Annotated in this window: 14 protein-coding genes; 11 read left to right on the top strand and 3 right to left on the bottom strand. The window is 40.0% G+C overall.

Annotated features, from left to right (window positions below):
- Positions 1-18 precede the first annotated feature (18 nt).
- Positions 19-777, bottom strand: a complete 759-nt coding sequence (locus FFR60_RS04970; protein WP_137663296.1) for a LytR/AlgR family response regulator transcription factor — start codon at positions 775-777, stop codon at positions 19-21.
- Positions 767-2,257 carry a sensor histidine kinase gene (locus FFR60_RS04965; protein WP_137663295.1) on the bottom strand — a complete coding sequence of 497 codons (1,491 nt, stop codon included), beginning with the start codon at positions 2,255-2,257 and terminating at the stop codon, positions 767-769. Before FFR60_RS04965 ends, FFR60_RS04970 begins: the two co-directional genes overlap by 11 nt.
- A 493-nt stretch (positions 2,258-2,750) precedes the next feature.
- On the opposite strand from FFR60_RS04965, the gene FFR60_RS04960 reads away from it, so the two are divergent.
- From FFR60_RS04960 to FFR60_RS04920, 9 genes are all read left to right on the top strand, one after another.
- Positions 2,751-5,633, top strand: a complete 2,883-nt coding sequence (locus FFR60_RS04960) for a prealbumin-like fold domain-containing protein (protein ID WP_137663294.1) — start codon at positions 2,751-2,753, stop codon at positions 5,631-5,633.
- Position 5,634: 1 nt separating this feature from the next.
- The gene (locus FFR60_RS04955; RefSeq protein ID WP_137663336.1) at positions 5,635-7,206 is read left to right on the top strand and encodes a SpaH/EbpB family LPXTG-anchored major pilin; all 1,572 of its coding nucleotides are present in this window, start codon (positions 5,635-5,637) and stop codon (positions 7,204-7,206) included.
- 23 nt (positions 7,207-7,229) lie between these two features.
- Positions 7,230-9,092 carry a SpaH/EbpB family LPXTG-anchored major pilin gene (locus tag FFR60_RS04950; protein ID WP_137663293.1) on the top strand — a complete coding sequence of 621 codons (1,863 nt, stop codon included), beginning with the start codon at positions 7,230-7,232 and terminating at the stop codon, positions 9,090-9,092.
- Positions 9,093-9,198: 106 nt separating this feature from the next.
- Positions 9,199-10,404, top strand: a complete 1,206-nt coding sequence (locus tag FFR60_RS04945) for a class C sortase (RefSeq protein ID WP_137663292.1) — start codon at positions 9,199-9,201, stop codon at positions 10,402-10,404.
- Positions 10,401-11,255, top strand: coding sequence for a SurA N-terminal domain-containing protein (locus FFR60_RS04940; RefSeq protein WP_137663291.1), 855 nt, complete (start codon positions 10,401-10,403; stop codon positions 11,253-11,255). The genes FFR60_RS04945 and FFR60_RS04940 overlap by 4 nt, the downstream gene beginning before the upstream one ends.
- A gap of 10 nt (positions 11,256-11,265) precedes the next feature.
- Positions 11,266-14,202: an LPXTG cell wall anchor domain-containing protein gene (locus FFR60_RS04935; protein ID WP_137663290.1), complete on the top strand. Its 2,937-nt coding sequence runs from the start codon at positions 11,266-11,268 to the stop codon at positions 14,200-14,202.
- Between the two features lie 32 nt (positions 14,203-14,234).
- On the top strand, positions 14,235-14,528 hold the full coding sequence (locus FFR60_RS04930) for a DUF2089 family protein (protein WP_137663289.1): 294 nt from the start codon (positions 14,235-14,237) through the stop codon (positions 14,526-14,528).
- Positions 14,529-15,195: 667 nt separating this feature from the next.
- Complete coding sequence (locus tag FFR60_RS04925; RefSeq protein WP_137663288.1) at positions 15,196-18,651, top strand: MucBP domain-containing protein; 3,456 nt, start codon at positions 15,196-15,198, stop codon at positions 18,649-18,651.
- Positions 18,652-18,836: 185 nt separating this feature from the next.
- Entirely contained in the window at positions 18,837-19,043 is a 207-nt protein-coding gene (locus FFR60_RS04920) for a hypothetical protein (RefSeq protein WP_137663287.1), read from the top strand.
- A gap of 180 nt (positions 19,044-19,223) precedes the next feature.
- On the opposite strand, the gene FFR60_RS04915 is transcribed toward FFR60_RS04920, so the two are convergent.
- On the bottom strand, positions 19,224-19,790 hold the full coding sequence (locus FFR60_RS04915; RefSeq protein WP_137663286.1) for a hypothetical protein: 567 nt from the start codon (positions 19,788-19,790) through the stop codon (positions 19,224-19,226).
- A gap of 818 nt (positions 19,791-20,608) precedes the next feature.
- On the opposite strand from FFR60_RS04915, the gene FFR60_RS04910 reads away from it, so the two are divergent.
- Positions 20,609-21,802 carry a glycine C-acetyltransferase gene (locus FFR60_RS04910; protein ID WP_137663285.1) on the top strand — a complete coding sequence of 398 codons (1,194 nt, stop codon included), beginning with the start codon at positions 20,609-20,611 and terminating at the stop codon, positions 21,800-21,802.
- 39 nt (positions 21,803-21,841) lie between these two features.
- Positions 21,842-22,843 carry an NAD-dependent epimerase/dehydratase family protein gene (locus FFR60_RS04905; protein ID WP_137663284.1) on the top strand — a complete coding sequence of 334 codons (1,002 nt, stop codon included), beginning with the start codon at positions 21,842-21,844 and terminating at the stop codon, positions 22,841-22,843.
- The last annotated feature ends 88 nt before the right edge of the window (positions 22,844-22,931 follow it).

The following is a 22,931-nucleotide window of genomic DNA, read 5'->3' as shown; positions in this document are numbered from 1 at the left end:
CACATCCCTTTTAGGTATCTAAGAACATAGGATCAATTTGTTTTGCAGCGATTTTAAGTTTCTTTTTTTGCGAACGGCAACCGGAATCGTCGCCCCATCATCCATCATCAATGAGTTGTAGTCTTTAGCAATTGAAGCGATGGCTTTTTGATTGATCAAAAAGCCGCGATGACAGCGAATAAAACTATCCTGCAACTGTTCTTCTAGATGATTTAGAGTGTTTTGGTAAATTAAATATTCATTATTCTTTGTATGCAATGATAAAATGTGTCCCTTGTTAGAAGAAAAGTAAAGAATATCATCCACCATAAATGAAGTAATCTCATTTCCGGTATTTAATTTGATCGTTTGACTAGTCGTTAGTAAATCCAAGCGTTGTTCAATCGTTTTTAAACAGGAATGAACCCGCTCGCGAATATCAACATTCGGATCTTTAATAATGAAATCCAAAGCTTGAACGCGATATTGGAAAGTTAAGAAACTTAGTTCAGATCTTACGGTGATAAAAACGATGAATCCCAGCGGATCAAATTTTCGGATTTCCTGTGCAACGGCAAAACCATTTTTCAAGTCCGCCTCCTCATCTAAGTTGATATCCAGAAAATAAACATTCCACTGATTTCTCCGGTCGACTTTTTCCAGCAGCTCATCACCTGAGCCGGTACTGCAAGCCAATTCAAATTCCCAATCAGAGAATAACTGATAATTTGTGATGGTTTGTTCGAGAATCGCTCGTTGAGCACTATTATCCTCTACAATATAAACTTTAAGTGCCATAGACACGCTCCTTTTTTAAAATCAATGTTTGACAAAACTCTTGCTCATTTTGTGTCGTCTTCAATGTTAATTTATGAGAATAATTCTGAATGATCGATTGAACAATCGACAGTCCTAGTCCGCGATTTTCACCTTTAGTTGAGAAGTTTTCCTTTTGCATCAAAGCTGGAGAAATAGTTCTGTTTTTAGTCGCATTAACCAGAACAAACAAGTAATGGTGCTCTTCTTCCAATATAGCCAAACGCACAAACGGTTTTTCGCTTTCTTCGGCAGCTTCTAAAGCATTGTCAATCAGAATACCGAAAATTCGTGCCAAAGCCAGATGGTCAATCGGCAGTTTTTTAATTGGTTGATCAATCTCGATATCAAAGGGGATATCTTCTTTTGTCGCCGCCATTAGTTTGGTGAAAATCAAAGTTTTCAACTCAGGATTTTCTAAGTTGCTGAGTCGGGATATTTCTAAAAAGTAATGATAATCCGCCTCAAAGGTTTGTGTAACATCTTCAAAATATTTTTTTAGCTCCTTTTCATTGATGGGCTCTTGGTAAATATATCCGCCCAAAGAAAAAAGCAGGTTGCTGAAATCATGGTGATTCTTTCGAATGTTTTGGGTCACACTTTCAAGACTATTAATGTATTGCGTTAACTCATATTTTACTCGCTCCTGAGCTTCCAATCTTTTTCTCGTACGGCGGTTTATGAAGATCAACATGGAAAAAGCAGTTAAACCAGTCATATTTATAAAGATAAGCACAGAGCCTTTAAAGAAAACATGATAGATCGGTTCAATAATAAATGTTGCTGAAGGAGCCAACCATTTGATCAATGAACGTCCAATATAACTATCAGCTAAAAAAATTATCGACGAGTAGTTTGTTTGCCCAGCTACTTCTCTTATGGAGCAGACTTGAACAAACATAAAGAAATAGTTTAGCGACAGTAAAAGCATCCACAACAATACAAGCAAAGATAAAAGTGAATTGGTTAAAAAAAGATTGATCCAATTCAATAGTTTTCTTAGTAATGGAAGAAACAGCAAAAAAACTAAAAAGTACCAATTGATTATTTTGGTGGAAGCTAATGGAGCGCCTACTCTATTTAATAGGAAGATACAGATATATTCGAATAGACCTGCCGCCAAAGTCACGAGAATAGTAACCAGCATTAAATCAATAAGAAAGGTTCGCTCGCCTCTGTGAAAGACCAGATACAAAATCAGCATCATTAATGATTGGGAAATAATGCTAAAAGCATTATGAATCGCCAAAAGATCCTGAAAATAGTATTGGATGATCGTATTGAATATCCAGCCCAAGTTATAGGCGGAAAGCGACAATAATAGGATGGTCCGCCAATTAATTTTTGTAGGAAAACAATATTTAAGTGCGCCGCAGTAAACAATCAAAGCAGGTGTCATCTGAAAGAAAAGCAGAATCAGCATCTCTTTTGTGGACATACCAGCAGTATAAAAGTTAATCATATGTGGATATTTCCTTTTGTTATTAGGTTAATAAATTATTTCGAAAAAAATGTCAGCAATAATTAATAAGTCGACATACTTATTATATAACAATTGGGTTAAGAAGAGTATACAAATCATGTGAAAATAACTGTTGAATCCCATGAAATGATCTCGTGATTAAATATAGATGATTTCTATTTAAAATAATTTAAATGTTAATGTTTAATATAATGATGAATTAAAGATAATTTAAAATGATATAGAAAAAAACAGACGTTTATGCATCATAAACGTCTGTTTTTTTTGTTTGGAATGACGCTCAGGTGATTATTTTACTGTTCATGAATAAAGTAGTTAATATTTTATTGATTATCATATAATTTTTTATAGACATGATTATTCCTTGGGTTCTATTAGAGTAACGGATAGTTATTTCATCCAATATTCGTATTCGGATGGAATAAGTGTGGAGATAAAAAAGATCATAAATTTAAAGATTGGATGGATAAAAATGAGAAGAAAGTTGATTAATTTATTTACTATAGCTTTTATACTTTTTTCTTCAGTGAATTTTCCGAAATTAGTATCAAGTGATACTGAAGAATTAACTTTGCTGAGTGTAGAGGATATAACCGGGGCTGTGCAAATACACGGATCAGAGGTTAGTGTAAATGGAAGTCCGGTATCAGAAACAAACGAGGTAAAAGTTGGTGATGATGTTGAGTTTAAATTTACCTGGTCGATTAATCCGATGCCAGAGGTCGAAGCAGGTAGTTATTTTACAGTAACTTTACCACCATCAGAATTTTTTCATTTTCCCAATAGCGCTTTTGATTTCATTATAAGAGATCCGATAACTAATGAAGTGATCGGAACATATAAAATAATAGATGGTTTAGTGAAAGTAACTCTTTCAGAAGACGGCGTGAATTCAGAAAGAATCGTCAATGGTGTCTTTACTGCAAAAGGCAAAGCCCAAAAAGAGGGAACATCTCCCGGTGGTGGGAACGGACAAGGAACTCCAGTTGAGATAAAGCCTAATCCGATCGATCCCCCAATTGATCCCCCTGACCCACCGATCGATCCGCCAGAACCGCCTGGTCCGATTGAAAAGCCAGAATATCCAGAAGAAGAACAAAAATTTAAGAAGGATGGTCATCAATTAGGCGATCAAAATGCAATTGTCTGGAGTCTTAAAGTGAATCATACGAGTCTAGGAGAACTCGCTGATAAATACAAAGAAAATGGGCAAGTTGAAGGCGGATATATTCAAGAAAAGAAAGATGGAATTTTAGTAGATCATCTTCCGCCAGGGGTGAAGTTCCATGAGGGTTCTTTATGGGTAACTGTTCCAATTAACGCACTAACAGCTGATGGTAAAATAAGCAGTCACGGACTAGGAAATGGCAATATTAAAGTTCACGGTTCTTTTACCAAGCTCACCCCTAATAACGGTGAAAGCTATGAGGATTTTTATGAGCGAGTTAAAAATTATCCTAAGGAACACAATCAAAGGGCATACGGTGTTTACGAACAAGCAAATGGTCGAGAAACGTTTTTAGCTTCTTTAGGTGATACTCCAGGATCAAATGGATTTCAATATGAAGATATCAATGAGGGTATTGTATCTACACTCATCGACGAAACAACTGATTTAACAGATGAAGAAAAAGAAAATTTGAAGAAATTGTATGGTATTGGTAATGAAAACAAGGCCATCAGCCCAAGTAAAGGTGCGATTGTAGCATATGATATAGCCTTTCAAGTTAGTGTTCAAGGTGGGACAGGCGAGTATGTGAATGAAGCAGAATATTTTTATGGTGAAGATGGTAAAGATGAAACTGCTACACATGTGGATTTTGTTGAAATTGGCGGTTCTGCCGAACTAGAAGATCTTACCTACGCAATCTTACAAAAGACAGATGATGAAACTGGAGAGGTATTAAAGGGCGCCAAATTTAAATTGTATAAAGATGGCGAATATATAAAAACATACACGACTAATCAATATGGAAAACTTCAAACAGATGGTCTAGAAGCTGGTGAATATGAGTTAGTAGAAGTTGAAGCACCAAATGGATATTTGACCGATCAAACACCAATACCGTTCACAGTTACTGCAGTATCAAAGCCGACTTTCATCAATTTAAGTATGACGAACAAGAATAAGTATAAATTCTCAGCAACAAAGGTTGTTAAGGGATCAAGTAACTTTACTGGTGAAAAGTTGTTTGAGTTTGAAATTAGAGATAGTTCTGATGTGGCTGTTGCCTTTGGGAAAGTGAATATTTCGAACAAGGATACTAGTCATTCAATCGAGTTCTATAAAGAGTCTACTTATAATAATCGAATAAAGGATTCGGAGTGGGCGACGATACTAGAAGATGGGAAGCAATACTCATTAGTTGAAACAAATACGCAGGGTTATAAAGTTAGTTATTCAGGTGGAAATATTAATGATGACAATCAATTTTTAGTGAGCCACACAGAAAATCCAACTGACCCTGTTCAATCAATTCAGATTGCTGTAACGAATAAAGATTCTTTTGATTTTAAAGCCTATAAAGAAGTAAAAGGTTCTGGTAATTTAACACCCGCTAAGACATTTGAGTTTGAACTTAAGGAAATGGCTGGTTCAGGAAATACTGTTGCATACGGCAAGGTGTTGGTTGGCACTAAAGGACAAAGGGAGATAATCGAGTTTTATACCCAAGCAAATTATGAACCGAGTACGCTAATAACTGACTGGACCACTGTGTTGACAGAAGGTAATAAATATAAATTAGTTGAAACAGTGAACCAGTTCTACAACGTGGATTATTCAGGTGGTACGGGAACTGACAGCAATGAATTTGAAGTTGTTTATAACAATAAGGCTAAGGATATTACTATCAACATTGTAAACTCCGATACTTTTGATTTTAACGCTACTAAAAAAGTTGTTGGAGATGGTGTATTTGAAAAGGAAACATTCAAATTTGAGCTATTGGATAGCTCGAACAACGTGATCGCTCACGGAAGAGCAGAAGTAACCGACAAAAATACTGAAGTACCAATCATCTTCTATACTGATCCAGAGGATTCGATAACCAAAATCACTGATTGGACCGATGTATTATCAGAAGGCGAAACTTATCAGTTGAATGAGGTTGATGACTCTGGATATGCTGTGACTTATGTAAATCAAGCTGGAGAAAAGACGAATCAAATTACTGTTCAGTTTAATACCGGACAAAAATTGAGCGTCCAAGTTGAAAATAAACGCGATAAAGTACCATTACCAGAAACTGGCGGCAAGGGCTCGCGACAACAGATGATTTTTGCTAGCGCGTTTCTCGCGTTCATTATCTTGGTAGGCGGAATCATCGAGTACCGCAGAAAGGCGGGTGCTTAATATGAAGAAACCTTCTATTATACTCTCGCTTCTGGCGACAGTCTTTCTTTTAGCGGGAAACCTGTTCTTTTCGCAGCCTGTTGCGGCGGCAGAAACTCATACTGTTTATCTGCACAAGGAGGCTGAAAAACCGAATCAAACTGGTCAAAGCTTGCTAAAAGAAAAACAAGGCATCAATGGAGCGGAGTTTACCGTGATCGATATCACGCATTTTGTTCGGACACATTCAACCTCCCATGAAGAAGCTTTGGAACAGGCTAAGAGCGTAACGAAAGCGGAAGTTGCCGATTTAGCGATCGGACAAGCAGTTCCCAATCGTTTAGGGATGGAAGTTGTTGCCAAAGGGAAGACGGCGCAGATGGAGGTGCCGAACAAGCAGGGACAGAATGAGTCAATGGATGGTGTGCTGAAACTGGCATTGGCTAAGAAAAACAAATCGCATGACGCCAGCTACTTATTCATTGAGACCGATTCGGTCAGTCAAGCTGCGCCAAGTGATTCGATCATCATGCATTTTCCAATCGAAGACGAGTTGAATAATGCGGTGCCTGATGAAGCGGTTCATGTTTATTCCAAAAATGACAGTCTGCTGATAATTCCGACAGAACCAAAAATCGAGAAGAAATTGGCAGAGGATCACGCGGATTTCACTTATGGTGAAGCAATTAATTACGAGATCAATGTAACGATTCCGATACCAATCAGCAGCTATCAATATTTCAAAGTAATTGATACGCCTGATCCGGCTTTGGCAGCGGATCTTAAATCGGTAAAAATTGTCGATCAAAAAGGACAGGCGATTGATTCAGACATTTATCAAGTCAGTGCCAAAGAAAATGGCTTTGTTGTAGATTTTGTACCAAGTAAGTTAGTAGCTTACCAAGATACTCAATTGAAGATTTCATATCAATTATCGATCAAAGCAGGGGCGGCACCTGACACGCCGTATTACAACAAAGTCTTGTTGCAATACAACGATTCTTTAAAGGATCAGGAACAGACATCTACTTCAAAAGAAGTGCTGACCGGCGGCTATCACTTTATCAAAGTGGATGAAAGTAATCACGAGTCAAAACTTAAAGACGCAACTTTCGTGGTGAAGAACAAAGAAGGCAACTATTTGACGTCGGAGTATGAGTGGAAAAAATCAGATGAACCAGCTAACGATGAAGCGTTGTTAAAACTCGTTTCGAATCAAGAAGGGTTATTTGAGGTGAAGGGTTTAGCTTATGGTACGTATCAAATAGAAGAAACGATTGCCCCGGATGGGTACCGCCGATTACAAAAGCCGATTGATTTTAAGATCGAGAAGAACACGTATGAAGCGGGGAAAACGACTGGCGCATTAGAAGTTGTGAACAGTAAATTGCCAAATACTGGTGGCGGAGGAACGAACAACGACGTTCAAGCAGCTGGTGGTTCAAACACTACTTATACTGCCCGTAACATTTCAAGCCGATTGCCAAGTACCGGTGAAAAAATCTTAGATTTTGGGATACTAGGCGGTTTATTAATTTTAATAGTGTTCGTTGTTTATGGCTTTAGAAAAAAACAGCAACAAGAAAACAACTAAATAGAAAACTGGAGGAAATGAAAGTGAAAAAGAAATTATTGGTTATAATTGCGAGCCTTGCTATGGTGTTGCCCATCGCATTAGGTTTCGGGTCGTCGTTAACTGCACAGGCAGCAGGAACGACTGTAGATATCAAATTACACAAAAAACGTTTTAGCAGCGCACAAACTGAGATTCAAAATACCGGGGAAGAAATGCCGGCATTCAATTCGGCTGCTGGATTTGGCGGAGTAGAATTTAAAATCTACGATGTAACAGCTGATTTTTATAATTTACTAAATTCAGTTAATTCAGCGACAACTGAAAAATACACGATGGATGAAGCTTTGGCAACAATGAAGGGGAAAAACTACAGTCCTGCAACACCTGTCGATACGCAAACGACTGCAACAACTGGAACTGTCGGCGATTTGACATTTGCGAATCTACCAGCCAAAACAGGTGGCAAAAACGCTGTTTATGTCATTGTTGAAACACCTATGGCTGGTGTAACGACAGCTGATAACATGGTCGTTGCTTTACCTGTCAAAAATGCTAGCGATGTAACGTTAGATACGATCCACTTATATCCAAAAAACGTCGTTGAAACAGCAGGTATCGAAGTAGAAAAAATCTCCAATTTGAAAGCTGGAGATGGCTCAACGATTCCGTTGGAAAATGTCGAGTTTGTGATCCACCGCAAGGATGTATACAAGGCTGCAACGACTGAATACTTAAGCGGATTTGACGGATCAGACACCCCAACTTGGTCAACAAACCTAGCGGATGCGTATAAATTTAAAACCGACGCAACTGGTAAATTCACTGAACAACGCTTACTATACGGAACTTACTATTTAACTGAGGTAACAACAGCGCCTGGTTATGTGATCCAAAACGGTGCAATCAACCAACAATTTACCTTGGATAATGCCAACAAATCAAAAGCATTTACTGGCACGAACGCCATTCAAAATGATGATATCGATGTGAAGAAAACCAATACTGGCGGTTCAGTCAATGTTGGCGACAAGATCGACTATAAAGTTGAGACCGTCATTCCAAATGGTATCAAAGACCAAATTGACACAGATGGAGACGGAGTGAACGATGCACCGCGCTACGTGAAATATGAAATCAAAGATACACATGGCGTGCATTTGAAACTAGATAATACGACTTTAGTTTTAACTGATGGTACGACAACATTTACTTCACCAGCTCACTATACGTTGAATGAAACAACAGCTGGCGAATTCACAGTGGCGTTTACTCCAGCAGGTATTGCAGCAATGGAACCAAATGCAACACTAACAATGACTTACAAAATGGAATTGATGCAAACAATCGCACCGGGTGTGGAAGTAAACAATACTGCGAAAGTTGACACAGATTATGATACTGATACTGGTTCAGGTAAAGAGGTTTATACTGGCGGATACAACTTTGTGAAGGTTGATGGTTCAAATGACAACGAAGCATTAGCAGGCGCGGAATTTGTTGTACGTGATGCGGATAATGATTCTGCGAAGTACTTGAAGGTTGGCGCAAACGGCGAAATCTCTTGGGTAGCAAATCTAAATGACGCGAAAGTATTCGTTTCAGATAGTTCAGGGTATGTAACGATCAAAGGTTTGGAAGATGGCACATATTATTTAGAAGAAACAAAAGCACCAAATGACAAATATGTATTACTAGAAGATCGAGTATCATTTGAAGTCAATAAAAATTCATTCGACAGTACTGATCCGTTAAATACTGGTACGGCTGAAACAGTAATCAACAAACAAAAAGGCAGCCTACCGTCAACTGGTGGTTCAGGTATTTACTTGATGATGGCTGCAGGGGTTGCTGTGATGGCGATCGTAGGAGTTGCCTACATGCGCTCACAACGTAAAGAAGCGTAATAAACTCACAGCACGAAGCTTTAGAAGACAGTAACGAAGGCGACATCAATCGTTGCTGTCTTCCTTTTTCAAAAAAACGACAGTTGTTATGGATAGGAGAGTTTTTATGGTGAAGCGGAAAGAAAAATCAAATGCAACAGCAGTATTGATCCAACGACTGGTGATGATGCTCTTTTTTCTTTTCGGCCTGGCACTACTGGTCTATCCGTTAATCAGTCAAGGAATCAACGACTACCTTGATCAACGAACTGTCCAAAAGTATCAAAGAGAAGCGTCAAAGAAAAACAAAGCTGAGATTGAAAAGCTGCAAAAACAAATGGCGGCGCAAGATGAAAAAGCAAAAAAGGAAAAAAATCCTGGATCAGATGGTGAACCTTTTTCCCAACAGCGGAGAAACAAAGAAAAGAAGCCAAAACCGACTCAATCCTATGTCAAAGAACATACGACAGGAACGATCATTATTCCTAAAATTGATGTGAAGCTTCCGATTTTTGATGTGACGAATGATTTCTTTCTATCTAAAGGCGCAACGGTGTTGGAGGGAACATCTTCAATCAACGGAGGCGAAAGTTCCCACAGTGTCATTTCTTCCCACCGTGGATTGAAAAAGGCGAAGCTGTTCACTGATCTGCCAAAGCTTAAAAAGCAGGATCAGTTTTACCTTGAGATTTTGAATGAGACTCATGCGTATGAGGTGGATCAAATCAAAGTGATCGAGCCAACTGAGACAAAGGATTTGTTGATCGTTGACGGTATGGATTATGTGACGTTGATGACATGTACACCTTATGGAGTGAATTCTCATCGGCTGTTGGTTCGCGGCCATCGCATTCCCTATACCAAGGCGATGGCTAAGAAAAAAGCGCAAGTGGATGAGCGGAAGAAATTCAAACAGCTTTTGATGCTGGCAGCAGTCATCATTGGCACTCTGCTGATTTTATGGATCTTTTATCGGATCATTCGAACAGCAATGGTTGGACGGAGAAAGTATCAGCTTACCTTTTATCTGCTGGATCAAACAACGAAGCAGCCAATTACAGAACAAGAAGTGTATCTGTCAGGAAGGCGTGGAAAAAATCCTATTATATTTGATGGTAAGCCTCTCGTTGTTTTGTCTGATAGCAATGGCAAAGTGACATTCCCGCCGCTTTTCGGCAAAGTGTACGGCTTGAAATTTTCAGAAGGGCCATCGGTATTCGCGCAAACAAAAGTGAAGAAAATCAAAGCGATAAACTTTTCGCTAAAACCAAAAAGCAAGCAGGTTGGTATCAACGAAGCGGATCAGCTCTCTGTTTTCAGAGGTGAAGCATGAAAGAAAAACTAAAAAAACCGGTTTTTATTTTGTTGGTTGGACTCATTTTATTGATGGCGGGCTTGATCTGGCGAAACAGTCAGTGGGTGATGAAGGTCAACGATCAGAAAATATCGGAGACCGAATATACTTTTTACCAAAAACTGTATCCTCGTTTGGATGAAAAGGCTTTGGCAAAACAGATCGTGGAAGACAAAGTTCAGCTGCAGCAGGCAAAAAAGCAGAAGATTGAAACGATTCCAGATTATAAGACCTTGCAAAAGAAATTGAAAACAGTCAATCAAGAAAATGAACGGAAAATCAAAAAGAAACAAGTCGTCTATGGTTTAAGAATGTACGATGAAGTCAGTTTTTATCGCTACTCATTAAGCAATACGATCAATGAGCTAAAGAAGATCGGGGCCAAAGATATCACGACTAAAATGATGCGCAGTTACTATGATAAGCATCAATCAGAGTTTAAGGAAATTGACGCAAAGGAACTTTATCGTGTGTCTGGTAAAAAATCAACGCTCGAACAATTACGTAAAGAAGATACGACGCAAGAAAAATTAATCACTCATTCAGGTATCACTTCTGAGCAAGTTACTCTGAATGAAACCACTTTGCGGGATTGGATCAAATATCGAGAGGATGACCTGTCGGCGGTAAACGATCTCTCCATTGGGGAATGGAGTGTCACGTTTGATAATGCAGACAAGTCATGGAGCTACTACTGTCTATCAAGTAAGGCGGGAGAGGTGCAATCCTTTGAGGTAGTAAAGGAAAAAATTGCTTTGCGTTTAGAAAAGGAACATTATCAGGCAAATGTAAAAAAATGGGTGAAGCAGGCTGAAGTGGAAGTCAAATAGGGAGAAATAAATGAAAAAGAAAAAGATATGGCCGTTTATAGGAGTGCTGACTTTGGTTATTCCGTTGCTTTTCGGGGTATTACCTGAAAAAACGGAGGCTGCTGGGGCAGTCTACTACGTAAATGCTGAAAGCGGCAATGATACGAATGAAGGTACCTCGCCAGATCAGGCGTGGGCCACTCTAGACAAAATAGAGAAAACAAAATTTGAACCAGGTGATACGATTCGTCTCCATGAAGCTAGTGTGTTTGATGATACGCTTGTTTTGGAAGGTGATAAGAACGGTGAAGGAGCCGATGGGGCACCGATTATTTTGGAAAGTTACGGTGATACTGGCGGTAAGGCAACAATCAACGGTAATGGCAAAGGTTACGTTGATCAAATGGAGAAGAAAGACATTTATTCAACTGTTACATTATTCAATGCCAGTCACTGGACTATTCGAGATTTAGCGATCACTAATATTGGTCCGGGTGAAGACACGAATGAAATGTCTAAAAAAGATCGTGTGGGTATGTACGTATTAGCCAAAAATAATGGGTTGACGCAAGATATCCATGTGGACAATTTAGATGTCAGTGATGTAAACGGCAGTTGGAATGCAAAGGATATCGGAAATGGCGGAATCTTCTTTACAGTTACGGGAACACCTACTGGTGAAGTTACACGTTTTCATAATATTTCGGTAACTAATTGTCAGGTTGATAATGTAACTCGTACAGGAATTTCAGTAGGTGCTACAGTTTATGGGGATATTATCACTCCTGACACCGAAGCGACTACGATTGAAGCTGGTGTGATCCAACAATATGGACATACCGACGTTTTGATTGAAAATAATTATGTGAAGCAAAGTGGCGGCGATGCGATCGTTCCGCAATTCTGCTACAAACCATTAATTCAATACAATGTCTCAGATACTGCAAGCTTCAGCCATTCGAAATGGGACTTAACCAGTAAAGAGAATGGCACTTGGCAAGTGAACGCAGGGATTTGGCCGTGGCTGTGCTACTTCCCAAATTTCCAATACAACGAAGCGTTTAATACGGTCGATAATTACGACGGGGAAGCCTATGATTGCGATTCTGGCACTGGAACAATCTATCAATATAATTACAGTCATGACAATGAAGGCGGCTTTATGCTGATTTGTTCACCGAAAAATTTTGATAGCTTGATTCGCTATAATATCAGTCAAAATGATCGGAAGCATCTGTTTTTAGTTTCCAACAGCTTGAATCCGGATTACTATGACCCTCGCTATCCGGGAATTTCAGAAGAGGAGACTGCTTACGTTTATAACAACACATTGTATACTGGACCTGGACTCGATGTAACTGTGATGAGTCAAGAAGAACCAGGGTATGTGCGAATGAAAAATAATCTATTCTATAATGAAGGAATAAATGTGACACCATATTGGCAACCAGCTCATTATGGTAAAGAGCATCCGGCAACAGTTAAGTACGATCATAATCTTTATTATGGGTATACGAACTTGCCGAATAATGAGGAAAATCCAACTATAGTTAAGAATCCTTCTGTAGAGTTAACCGGAGCCTACAATTCTATCACGCTCCCTGAAGAACCTCAGCATGAACGAGGGATCAAGGAAGATGAAGCGGTAGAAGGAGAAGTAATGACTGCTCCAGGAACAGGCGGAATTGGACTAGATAGCGTAGCTGGCTACCAATTAACATCTTCTTCACCAGCGATCAACGCAGGAACAGCTATTGTTGATAATGGTGGCCATGATTATTTTGGAAATGCTTTGACTGATGGACAAACAGATATCGGCGCACATGAGTACGCTGGCGAGATCACACCACCAACTAGCAGTACGGAAGAAAGCAGTTCAACAGAACCATCTTCAAGCAGCACAGAAGAAAGTAGCTCGACAAAACCATCGTCAAGCAGCACGGAAGAAAGTAGTTCGACCAAACCAACTTCAAGTAGTACGGAAGAAAGCAGTTCAACAGAACCATCTTCAAGTAGCACAGAAGAAAGTAGCTCGACAAAACCATCTTCAAGCAGCACGGAAGAAAGCAGCTCGACGAAGCCAACTTCAAGCAGTACGGAAGAAAGCAGTTCGACGAAGCCATCTTCAAGTAGTACGGAAGAAAGTAGTTCGACAAAACCATCTTCAAGCAGCACGGAAGAAAGTAGCTCGACGAAGCCATCTTCAAGTAGCACAGAAGAAAGTAGCTCGACGAAACCATCTTCAAGTAGTACAGAAGAAAGTAGTTCGACAAAACCAACTTCATCAAGTACGGAAGAAAGTAGTTCGACAAAGCCAACTTCAAGCAGTACGGAAGAAAGTAGTTCGACGAAACCAACTTCAAGCAGCACGGAAGAAAGTAGTTCGACAAAACCATCATCAAGTACGGAAGAAAGCAGTTCGACAAAACCATCTTCAAGTAGTACAGAAGAAAGTAGTTCGACGAAACCATCATCAAGTACGGAAGAAAGCAGTTCGACGAAACCATCATCAAGTACGGAAGAAAGCAGTTCGACGAAGCCATCTTCAAGCAGTACAGAAGAAAGCAGTTCGACGAAACCATCATCATCTGTAGATGAAGGTACAGATTCGACGAAACCATCATCATCTGTAGATGAAGGTACAGATTCGACGAAAGCTTCAACAAGCAAAGACAGCAGTAGCAGCTCTAAAGAGAAGACTTCGGATGATTCAAAAGATGATAGTAAGAAGAAACCAACAGACGATTCCAAGGGGAATTTAGGCGGTGGCGCTCAGAATACACCAAGTAACAGAGGCGGCAGCAATGTGACTGTTCGAAATCAAACGGTGAATGGAGCATCAGAATCAACGAAGAAAGAGTTGCCTAAAACGGGTAGTGTAACGGATTCATTACTGATTTGGTGTGGAATAACGTTGATCATTGGTAGTGCAATATTAATCAGAAAGACAAATATTGTTCGCAAATAACGAAGCGAAGAAATGAGGTGTAAAATGGAAGAATTCCTCGCTGGTTCTCGGAACTGAATGAGGAAGAAATCAACTTTACAAAAAAATTTATACTAGCTTCAGGTTCAATAAAGGAGTTGGCTGAAACTTACTCAACTAGCTATCCAACGATTCGAAAAAGATTGGATAAATTGATCCAAAAAATTCAAGTGAATGAAAGAAAGGAAAATGATACGGTTGTAAAGTTGATCAATCAATTAGAAGAAGAGGGAAAGATTGATCAAGAGATAGCCAAAACGGTTGTCCTAGAATACAGCAAATCATTAAACTGTTTGATTGTAGATTAATCAAACTATAAAAGTTAGACTTTTTCGGAGTGGAGAGATCCACTCCGTTTTTCTTTGTTTGATATTCGATGGTTCTGCAATCGTTTAGCCGTAACGCTGCATTTTTTAAACTAACAGTCAACAGCAAGCTCTTCCAAAGGATAGGTGAATTCTGTCTTTTGGGAGAGTTTTTTTGTCGCAAAAAAGCGAGGTCATTTGATGCACTTGCTGCGACTTGTTAATGCAAGGATCGTTACTTGAAGCGTTTGAATCAAAGATAACGATTTTGCTGCTTTCCATTCTTCAAAACTGATCCTTAGAAGATCTGTTCAGCTTATTCTTTTCTCTTTCTTCAAAACCACTAATAGTATTTTTTTGTATTAAGTATTAATAAATCTGAAAAACAAGAAAATGAATTCGTTCAATTAATCTTTTAATAATTTATCCTTAATAACAGTTGAATATAATCTCTTTATAAATTACAATGATTATTAAATTGATTAAAAATTAGTTACTTTTAAGTTAGTGGAATCGATTAAGTATTTGAAGCATTGAAGAATCTACAAACAATGTTGAATCCTTTTGGATTAATTGTTCCATAGATACATATCGGACTGATTTACATTAAAAATAACGATTGTTTCTTAATGCTAGTGAGGATTGAAAAGGAAAAGTGAGGATAATGAGAATGAAGAAGGACAAATGGACTATTTTATTTGTTTCAATGTTAAGTGTTTTTATTTTAGGGGCAGCTGGACAGACGGCTTTTGCGGATGAAGTGGCAGTCGATACGGTAGCTGAGCTGCAGGATGCAGTGAAGAATGCGCCAGAAAATCGGCGGGTCACATTGAGCGGCGCCTTCCCAACAGACCTCAGCGCCACGATCGGATTAGCTGAATCACCGTATCAAGTAGAAGTTGACGGTGAGGGCAAGACGATTCAATCCAGTGCAGGAAAGCAGTTGTTTTCTTACGGCGGCGGGACTGGGACAGCGAGCTCCACATTGACGTTGAAAAACTTTAATTTGCAAGGACTGGGGAATAATGCTCGAGCGTTATCCGTCTCAGGCTACAAGGGCGAGTTCATTTTAGAAAATACCGTAGTCAATAATTTTCGCGGATACGACGATGGCAGCGCCTTTTATACAGCCGGAAATACGACGATCAATAATTCTACGTTCTCAAACAACGTGAACAATGCATCGGGATATTCTGGTGGTGCGATTGCCTGTAAAGGCTACTCAGCGAATTTCAAAGTATCCAATTCTAAATTTATTGCCAATGAAACACTTCAGGCGGGAACCGGAAATGTCGGCGGTGAGGGTGGCGCGATCTACTTCTTCCAACCAAGCGCCTCAGCGAAATTCACCTTCAAGAATAATTATTTTGAAGGCAACAAATCGGTCGAGAATGTTTCTGGCGGCGGAAAAGCTAAATTAGCAGATGGCGGAGCGATCGCATTTTTCAATACGGTGAATGGCACCGATATTTTGTTTACTGGAAATTCATTTGTAGGTAATGTCGCTGGTGATGACGGCGGGGCGATCTTGATTCAAACGAATGACAACATCTCAAGTGCAGCGACCTTTATCAATAATACCTTTTACCAAAACAAAGCTTTAGGGCAGGATCTTTCAGCGAATAATGGCGGAGCGATCCAGATTTACGCGAATGGCGGACCGTTAGAAGGCAGGAGAGCTGCAGTTGATTATATCAACAATAGTTTTGTTGAAAACGTAGCGGTATACGATGGCGGTGCGATCGGAAGCTCTGGCTATGGATTGAATTATTCAGCGGGACGTTACGCGAATAATCTATTTGCTGGCAACAAATCACGTACAGCTAGCAAAAAAAATATTGCCGATGGCAGGGTTGATGGTGCTGGGAATCTCGAATCAAACCTCGGCTATGATAACGGCACTGCGACTTCGGTAACGATGGAAGATGTTTTTGGAACAGTTCCGGTTGGTTTAGTCGATAATTACAATAAAATCAAAGCCGGAACTTCAAGCGATGCGATCGTTTTACCAACAGTTCCGATTGCACCAGAAAAATTGGCGGATGATCAGGTAGATAATCTTCGGGCAGTGAATGAAGATCAACGAGGATTGCCGCGGTCAGCGAAAGCGGACATTGGCGCCATTGAGATCGATTGGATCAAATACGACAGCAATGGCGGGATCTTTGATCTAGGAACGGTGCTGCCGAAATATGAAGGCACGATCTATTATGAAGGCACGCAGCCGGAAAAATATTACCAAGTCGGTTACAAGGATTTGAATCAAACGATTCCAGCCGGTACAGATTTGAAGGCAACACGAGAGGGCTATCAATTTGCGGGCTGGTCCAAGGATAAGAATGCCAAAGAACCGGATGCTAATTTAGCTGCGGGTCAAACCATTACGATTCCTAAGGGCAATGAAACGCTGTATGCTGTTTGGAAAAAATCAGAGCCGGTCATCGTTCATTATATGACCTATGATGAAAATAAGAATCTGGTCCAAATCAGCCCGGATGTCACCTTGACCGGCGCATTAGGCGATTCGTATCATGCAGAAATCAAAGAAATCGATGAATATGCTTTTTCTGGTGTAAAAGAAGGTGATTCGATCACCGGTATCTTTAGCGATGAGGCGAAGGAAATCACCTTGATTTACATTAAGGTTCCCAAAGAAAAAGGCACCGTGCTGGCACAATATCAAGACGAATCAGGAAGACCGTTAGCAGGTAGTGAGATGACTTCGGGTGTGATCGGCAGTGATTACACCACGGTTCAAAAGGATATCGAGGGCTATACATTTAAAGAAGTACAAGGGGCTGCTGCTGGCAAATATGTGTCAGGGATTACCCAAGTGATTTATGTGTATACCAAGAATCCCGCGGAGCAGGGGAAAGTGATCGTTCATTATCAAGATGAGGATGGCGTACCGCTGAGTCCAGATGTTGAGTTGACAGGAGATGTTGACGATATCTATACGGCAGAAGTGAAACTATTTGATGGCTATACTTTGAAGGGGATCGAAGGGAAGGTCAGCGGAAAGTATGCGCTTCAAGATCAAGAAGTGACCTTGACCTATGCGAAAAAGGGGACTGGCGTTGAAAAAGGTGTTCTGATCGTAGAGTATCAAGATGAAACCGGTCATCCGCTGCTAAATAGCGAAGTGACGATCGCAGAAATCGGCAACTCATATACAACTGCGAAAAAAGATATTGCAGGTTACAGCTTTAAAGAAGTGATCGGCGCTGAAAGCGGCCAATACGTTGAGGGCATTACAAAGGTGACGTATGTCTATGAGAAAGATGTTCAGAAAGGCAAAGTGACGATTCATTATCAAGATGAAGCGGGCAAGAAACTGGCTGAAGATTATACTGATGAACAACCAGTTGGGACACCTTTGCCGATCGAAATGATGAACAAAGAAATCTCTGGTTATCAATGGAAAGAAATTAAGGGATTAACGAAAGAGGCGCGATACACAGAGAAGGCGCAAGATATTACCGTTATATATAAGAAGCAAAAGGGTCTAGTGATCGCTAATTATCTTAGCGATGGGGGGAAAGTATTAGCCGATCCTGTTACAACGCAGGGGGAAGTCGGGGAAGCTTACCAGACTGAGCAGAAAGAAATCAAAGGCTATCAATGGAAGGAAACAAGCGGCAATGTCGCCGGGAAGTATAATGCAGAGCCGCAGATTGTGACGTATATCTATTCAAACAAAGGTGCGATCACGATTCAATACGTCGATGAAGCGGGCACCGAGCTGGCGCCTGCCGAACAACAAATCGGCACCATTGGCAAAGAATACGAAACAACGGCAAAAACGATTGACGGCTGGAAGGTCAAAGAAGCACCGAAAAATGCGAAGGGAACCTACCAAGCAGAAGAGCAGACAATCACCTATGTCTACCTAAAAGCTGCGCCGGCAGAAGAAACAACGAATGGAGACGGCGGCCAAGCCCCATCTGGCAATGGCGGAACGACCACGGGCACACCAAAAACACTGCCTCATACTGGTCAGTCTCAAGCAAGTGCAAAGAAATTACCTGCCACAGGTGAGAAACGAACAGGTTCGCTTGTTCTGTCTCTAATCGGGCTGGGAATTATTGGGACTATCGGCATGAGTGTTTTAAGAAAAAAAGTGTAGGCTGAATAAGCTGCTGGATTGAGAGAAATTTCTCAGTTCGGCAGTTTTTTTATCGGCCGAATCAGTCGCTGAAATTTGGCGCACTAAATAAACCCTTGTTAATGAAGCGATTTTTCAGGTCTTATTCTTTGGAATGCCGTTTTAGCCAGTTATCGATCAAATTCATTCTATAGGCCAGCTTACTTGTGTTGGGCTTCTTTTTTTTCGGTTTTTTGGCAGGCGTCGGCGAAGCGGCGGCCTTAATGGTCTCTGGTTTAGTGGCGGTTGCGTCAGTTTCAGGCCAAGGCAGCGGTTCTGCTATCACGGGCGGCTGTTCTGCAGATGGAGAGTCTGCGGGTACTTCTTCAACAAAGGCGACAGGGATATTTTCTATACTGTCGATTTCCGGATGAGCGGCTTGAACCAAGGCCAACACGTCGCTTTCATTTAAGCCGCTTGGATCAACATCTGCGGGAACAACGATCTCGATCGGATCTGGCTCAGAAAACTCGGCATCAACGAATTGGACAGACTCCTCCTGCAGCTCTTCCGGCCACCCATCATCATCGAAGGTATCCTTTGAGCCGGGACGGCTAGTTTTGATGAATTTCGCAAAGCGTCGTCAGGATTTCTAAAATTTTCGAGGTATGCGCTCTTGTGTAGGTTTCATCCATGTCACGCAATGACATTCGATGCTTTTTACCAGCCGCGTCTTCAAAGATCGAGATCAGACGTAGCTCAAGGTCAGGATATTTGCGGGTGCTGGTGCTGGTGCCGGGGGTGGTCAAAAATCTACTATATAAACGAGCTTCTTTGGTAAAATGCTGAAATTCCTCTTGATTCTTAAACAAACGATTGATGACTTTTTGCCAGTCATTCTCATCGCTAAAGTAGTTTTTAAAATAATAGCAGTATCTGCGCAGCGTATTACTAGGCTTAGCAGTCAGCAGCAATTCGCAAATCAAGTCTTGAAACATAAAGGAATAGTCGCTGAGAATCAATGTATTTCGCACCATGATCGCCACAGCGTACTCGATTACAGCCGAAACATTCTGAGAATGCTCGAAGTAGCTGATGATTTTACGTTCAAGGTTGTCGCGTTTTATGGAGAAGATTTGTCGTTCGGTTAATGGTTTCGTTTGCACGTCTGATTTTTTCATGTCAATTCGCTCCTGTCGGTAATGTATCCGTTTTCTGTTGTTTCTAAAATTATCATACTCTTGAATGGTTCAAAATACTAATTCATTTTTATTCCAAAAAATAAAGAAAAGTACCGTCTTTTTTTCTTAAATTGACCATTAACGCAGAAAAAAGGGCTGGATACCTTGAAAATAACAGCTTTTCTTTAAATTCATTTAGGACCATCATTTATTAAGAAATAGATTTCGAGTTTCAGTCTAAAATTTTTAGGTTACAAATATTTTCGCTTTTTTTAGCTAAATTTCATCGTTTTTATGCCAAAATCGGGTGAAAAAGCCGAAATCACAGTTTTATATGAAAATAAAATCGCGTTTTATTTGGAAATGATTAGAAACTCGCCGGGGCAATAAAAACTCATTCTCTTTATCGAAAATTAAAAAACAGAGTTTTTATTGTGAGAAAAAGAGCGTAGAAAAAAGCAAAGATTAAAAACGTCAGATAAGCGTTTTCACCGATCTGAATTTTTTTAGAATCATTATTACTCGCCTATTGTGAAAGAAGACACGTTGTATTTTTCGTATTTCAATCGCTAAAATGAGCGGGATTTCTCAACCCAAAAACTAAATTTTGAATTATTAAATAAAATTGATTAGAAAGATTCTAACTTCTATGATAATTCAAAGAATTGTCGAGGTTTAAAGTTGTAAACGTTATCAATCCCGCATAAACTATGGGTGTACAGAAGGAAAGCGCAAACAAATTGAGCAGCTGTTCATTTTTTGAAAGCTAAAAAATAACAACTTCAATTGCGCAATAATCAATACGGAGGAGAATCGTTATGAGTTCAAAAGTTCTTGACCAATTTCTTGAAACGAACTTGGCAGATTTAAAAGAGAAAGGATTGTTCAATACAATCGATGTGTTAGAAGGAAGCAACGGTCCAATCATTACTGTTAATGACAAAAAAATGATCAACCTTGCATCTAACAACTATCTAGGATTTGCTACTCGACCTGAGCTGATCAATGCAGATGTGGAAGCAACGAAACACTATGGAGCAGGTGCAGGAGCGGTTCGGACGATCAACGGAACTTTAGACATCCACCAAAAACTAGAAGAAAAAATCGCTGAGTTCAAAGGAACAGAAGCAGCCATTGCTTTCCAATCTGGCTTCAACTGTAATATGGGTGCCATTTCAGCAGTTATGAAAAAAGGCGATGCAATTTTATCAGATGAATTAAACCACGCGTCAATCATTGACGGCTGTCGTTTATCCGGCGCGAAAATCATCCGCGTCAACCACCAAGATATGGAAGATTTAGAAGCCAAAGCAAAAGCAGCGACTGAAAGCGGCGAATACAACAAAGTAATGTATATTACCGACGGCGTCTTTTCAATGGACGGCGACGTAGCGAAGATTCCTGAAATCGTTGAAATTTGCGAAAAATACAATGTAATCACTTACGTCGATGATGCTCACGGAACTGGAGTTATGGGTAAAGGCCGCGGAACAGTTAAACATTTTGGCATGCAAGATCATATTGATTTCCAAATGGGAACATTATCAAAAGGGATCGGCGTTGTCGGCGGTTATGTAGCCGGAACAAAACAATTGATCACTTGGTTGAAATCACAAGCACGTCCGTTCCTATTCTCAACTTCATTAACACCTGGAGCTGCTGGTGCAAGTATTGAAGCGATTGACTTGATTGAAAAACATCCTGAATATGTTGAAAAACTTTGGGATAATGCGAATTACTTTAAAGATGAATTGAAACGAATCGGCTACGATATCGGTCATTCTGAAACACCGATTACTCCGGTTATCGTTGGCGATGAAAGATTAGCACAAGAATTTTCTAAGAAATTATTGGAAAACGGTGTTTACGTTAAACCAATCGTCTTCCCAACAGTACCACTAGGCACAGGCCGTGTTCGTAACATGCCAAACGCAGGCCACACAAAAGAAATGTTAGACGACGCAATCAAAGTTTATGAAAAAGTCGGCAAAGAATTAAACATCATCAAATAAAAAAGCAAAATTAAGCTAAAGAGAGAGGAAGTCACATCCATGAAAAAAGTATTGATCACAGGCGCATTAGGACAAATCGGTTCAGAATTAACAGAAAGACTCCGTAAAGATCTAGGTGTTAAGAATGTCATCTCAACTGATATTCGTACGATTGAAGGCAGCCCAGTAGTTGAAAATGGTCAATTTGAAGAATTAGATGTAACCAATTACGAAAACTTTTTAGATATGGCAAAACGCTATGAAGTTGATACGATCATTCACTTGGCAGCATTACTTTCTGCTACAGCTGAAAAACGTCCAGCGTTTGCTTGGAACTTGAACATGACTGGTTTAATGAACGCTTTAGAAGTGGCTCGCGAAATCGGACCAGAAACTAAATTCTTCGCACCATCTTCAATCGCAGCTTACGGACCAGATGCTGAACCAGATAATACACCGCAAGATACTGTGATGCACCCAACTACAATGTATGGTGTTACAAAAGTAGCCGGTGAATTATTGGAAAACTACTATCATACAAAATATGGTGTGGATACTCGTTCCGTCCGTTTCCCAGGCTTGATCTCATATAAAGTAGAACCTGGCGGCGGTACTACAGATTACGCAGTAGACATTTATTACGAAGCATTAAAAAACAAATCTTACACATCATTTATCGATAAAGGAACATATATGGATATGATGTATATGGATGATGCAATCGAAGGAATCGTGAAATTAATGAATGCGGATGCAAGCCGTTTGGAACACCGCAACTCATTCAACATCACAGCGATGGCCTTTGAACCAGAACAAATCGCGGCTTCAATCCGCCGTCGTATTCCAGACTTTGAATTGAACTATGACGTTGATCCAGCGCGCCAAGCAATCGCAAATTCATGGCCTAATTCCATCGACGACAGCGATGCACGCAAAGAATGGGACTTCAGTCCAAGCTTTGATTTAGACAAAATGACGGATGAAATGTTAGAAAGACTATCAGCAAAATTTAAGGCAGAAGGCATCGAAACCAAAGTGTCTTTTGATAAAGTAAATTCATAAAACGGCTAGTTTTTCTTAATAGAACATGAGGGGGAAATAAGAAAAAAGGAAATGTTTAAAATAACGTTTCCCTTTTTCTTTCCTCGTG

Origin of the sequence: Enterococcus hulanensis (genome assembly GCF_005405485.1) — a bacterium.
Classification (GTDB): domain Bacteria; phylum Bacillota; class Bacilli; order Lactobacillales; family Enterococcaceae; genus Enterococcus_A; species Enterococcus_A hulanensis.
Note: the sequence above shows the minus strand (reverse complement) of the source record. Positions and strands in the feature narration are given on the sequence as shown.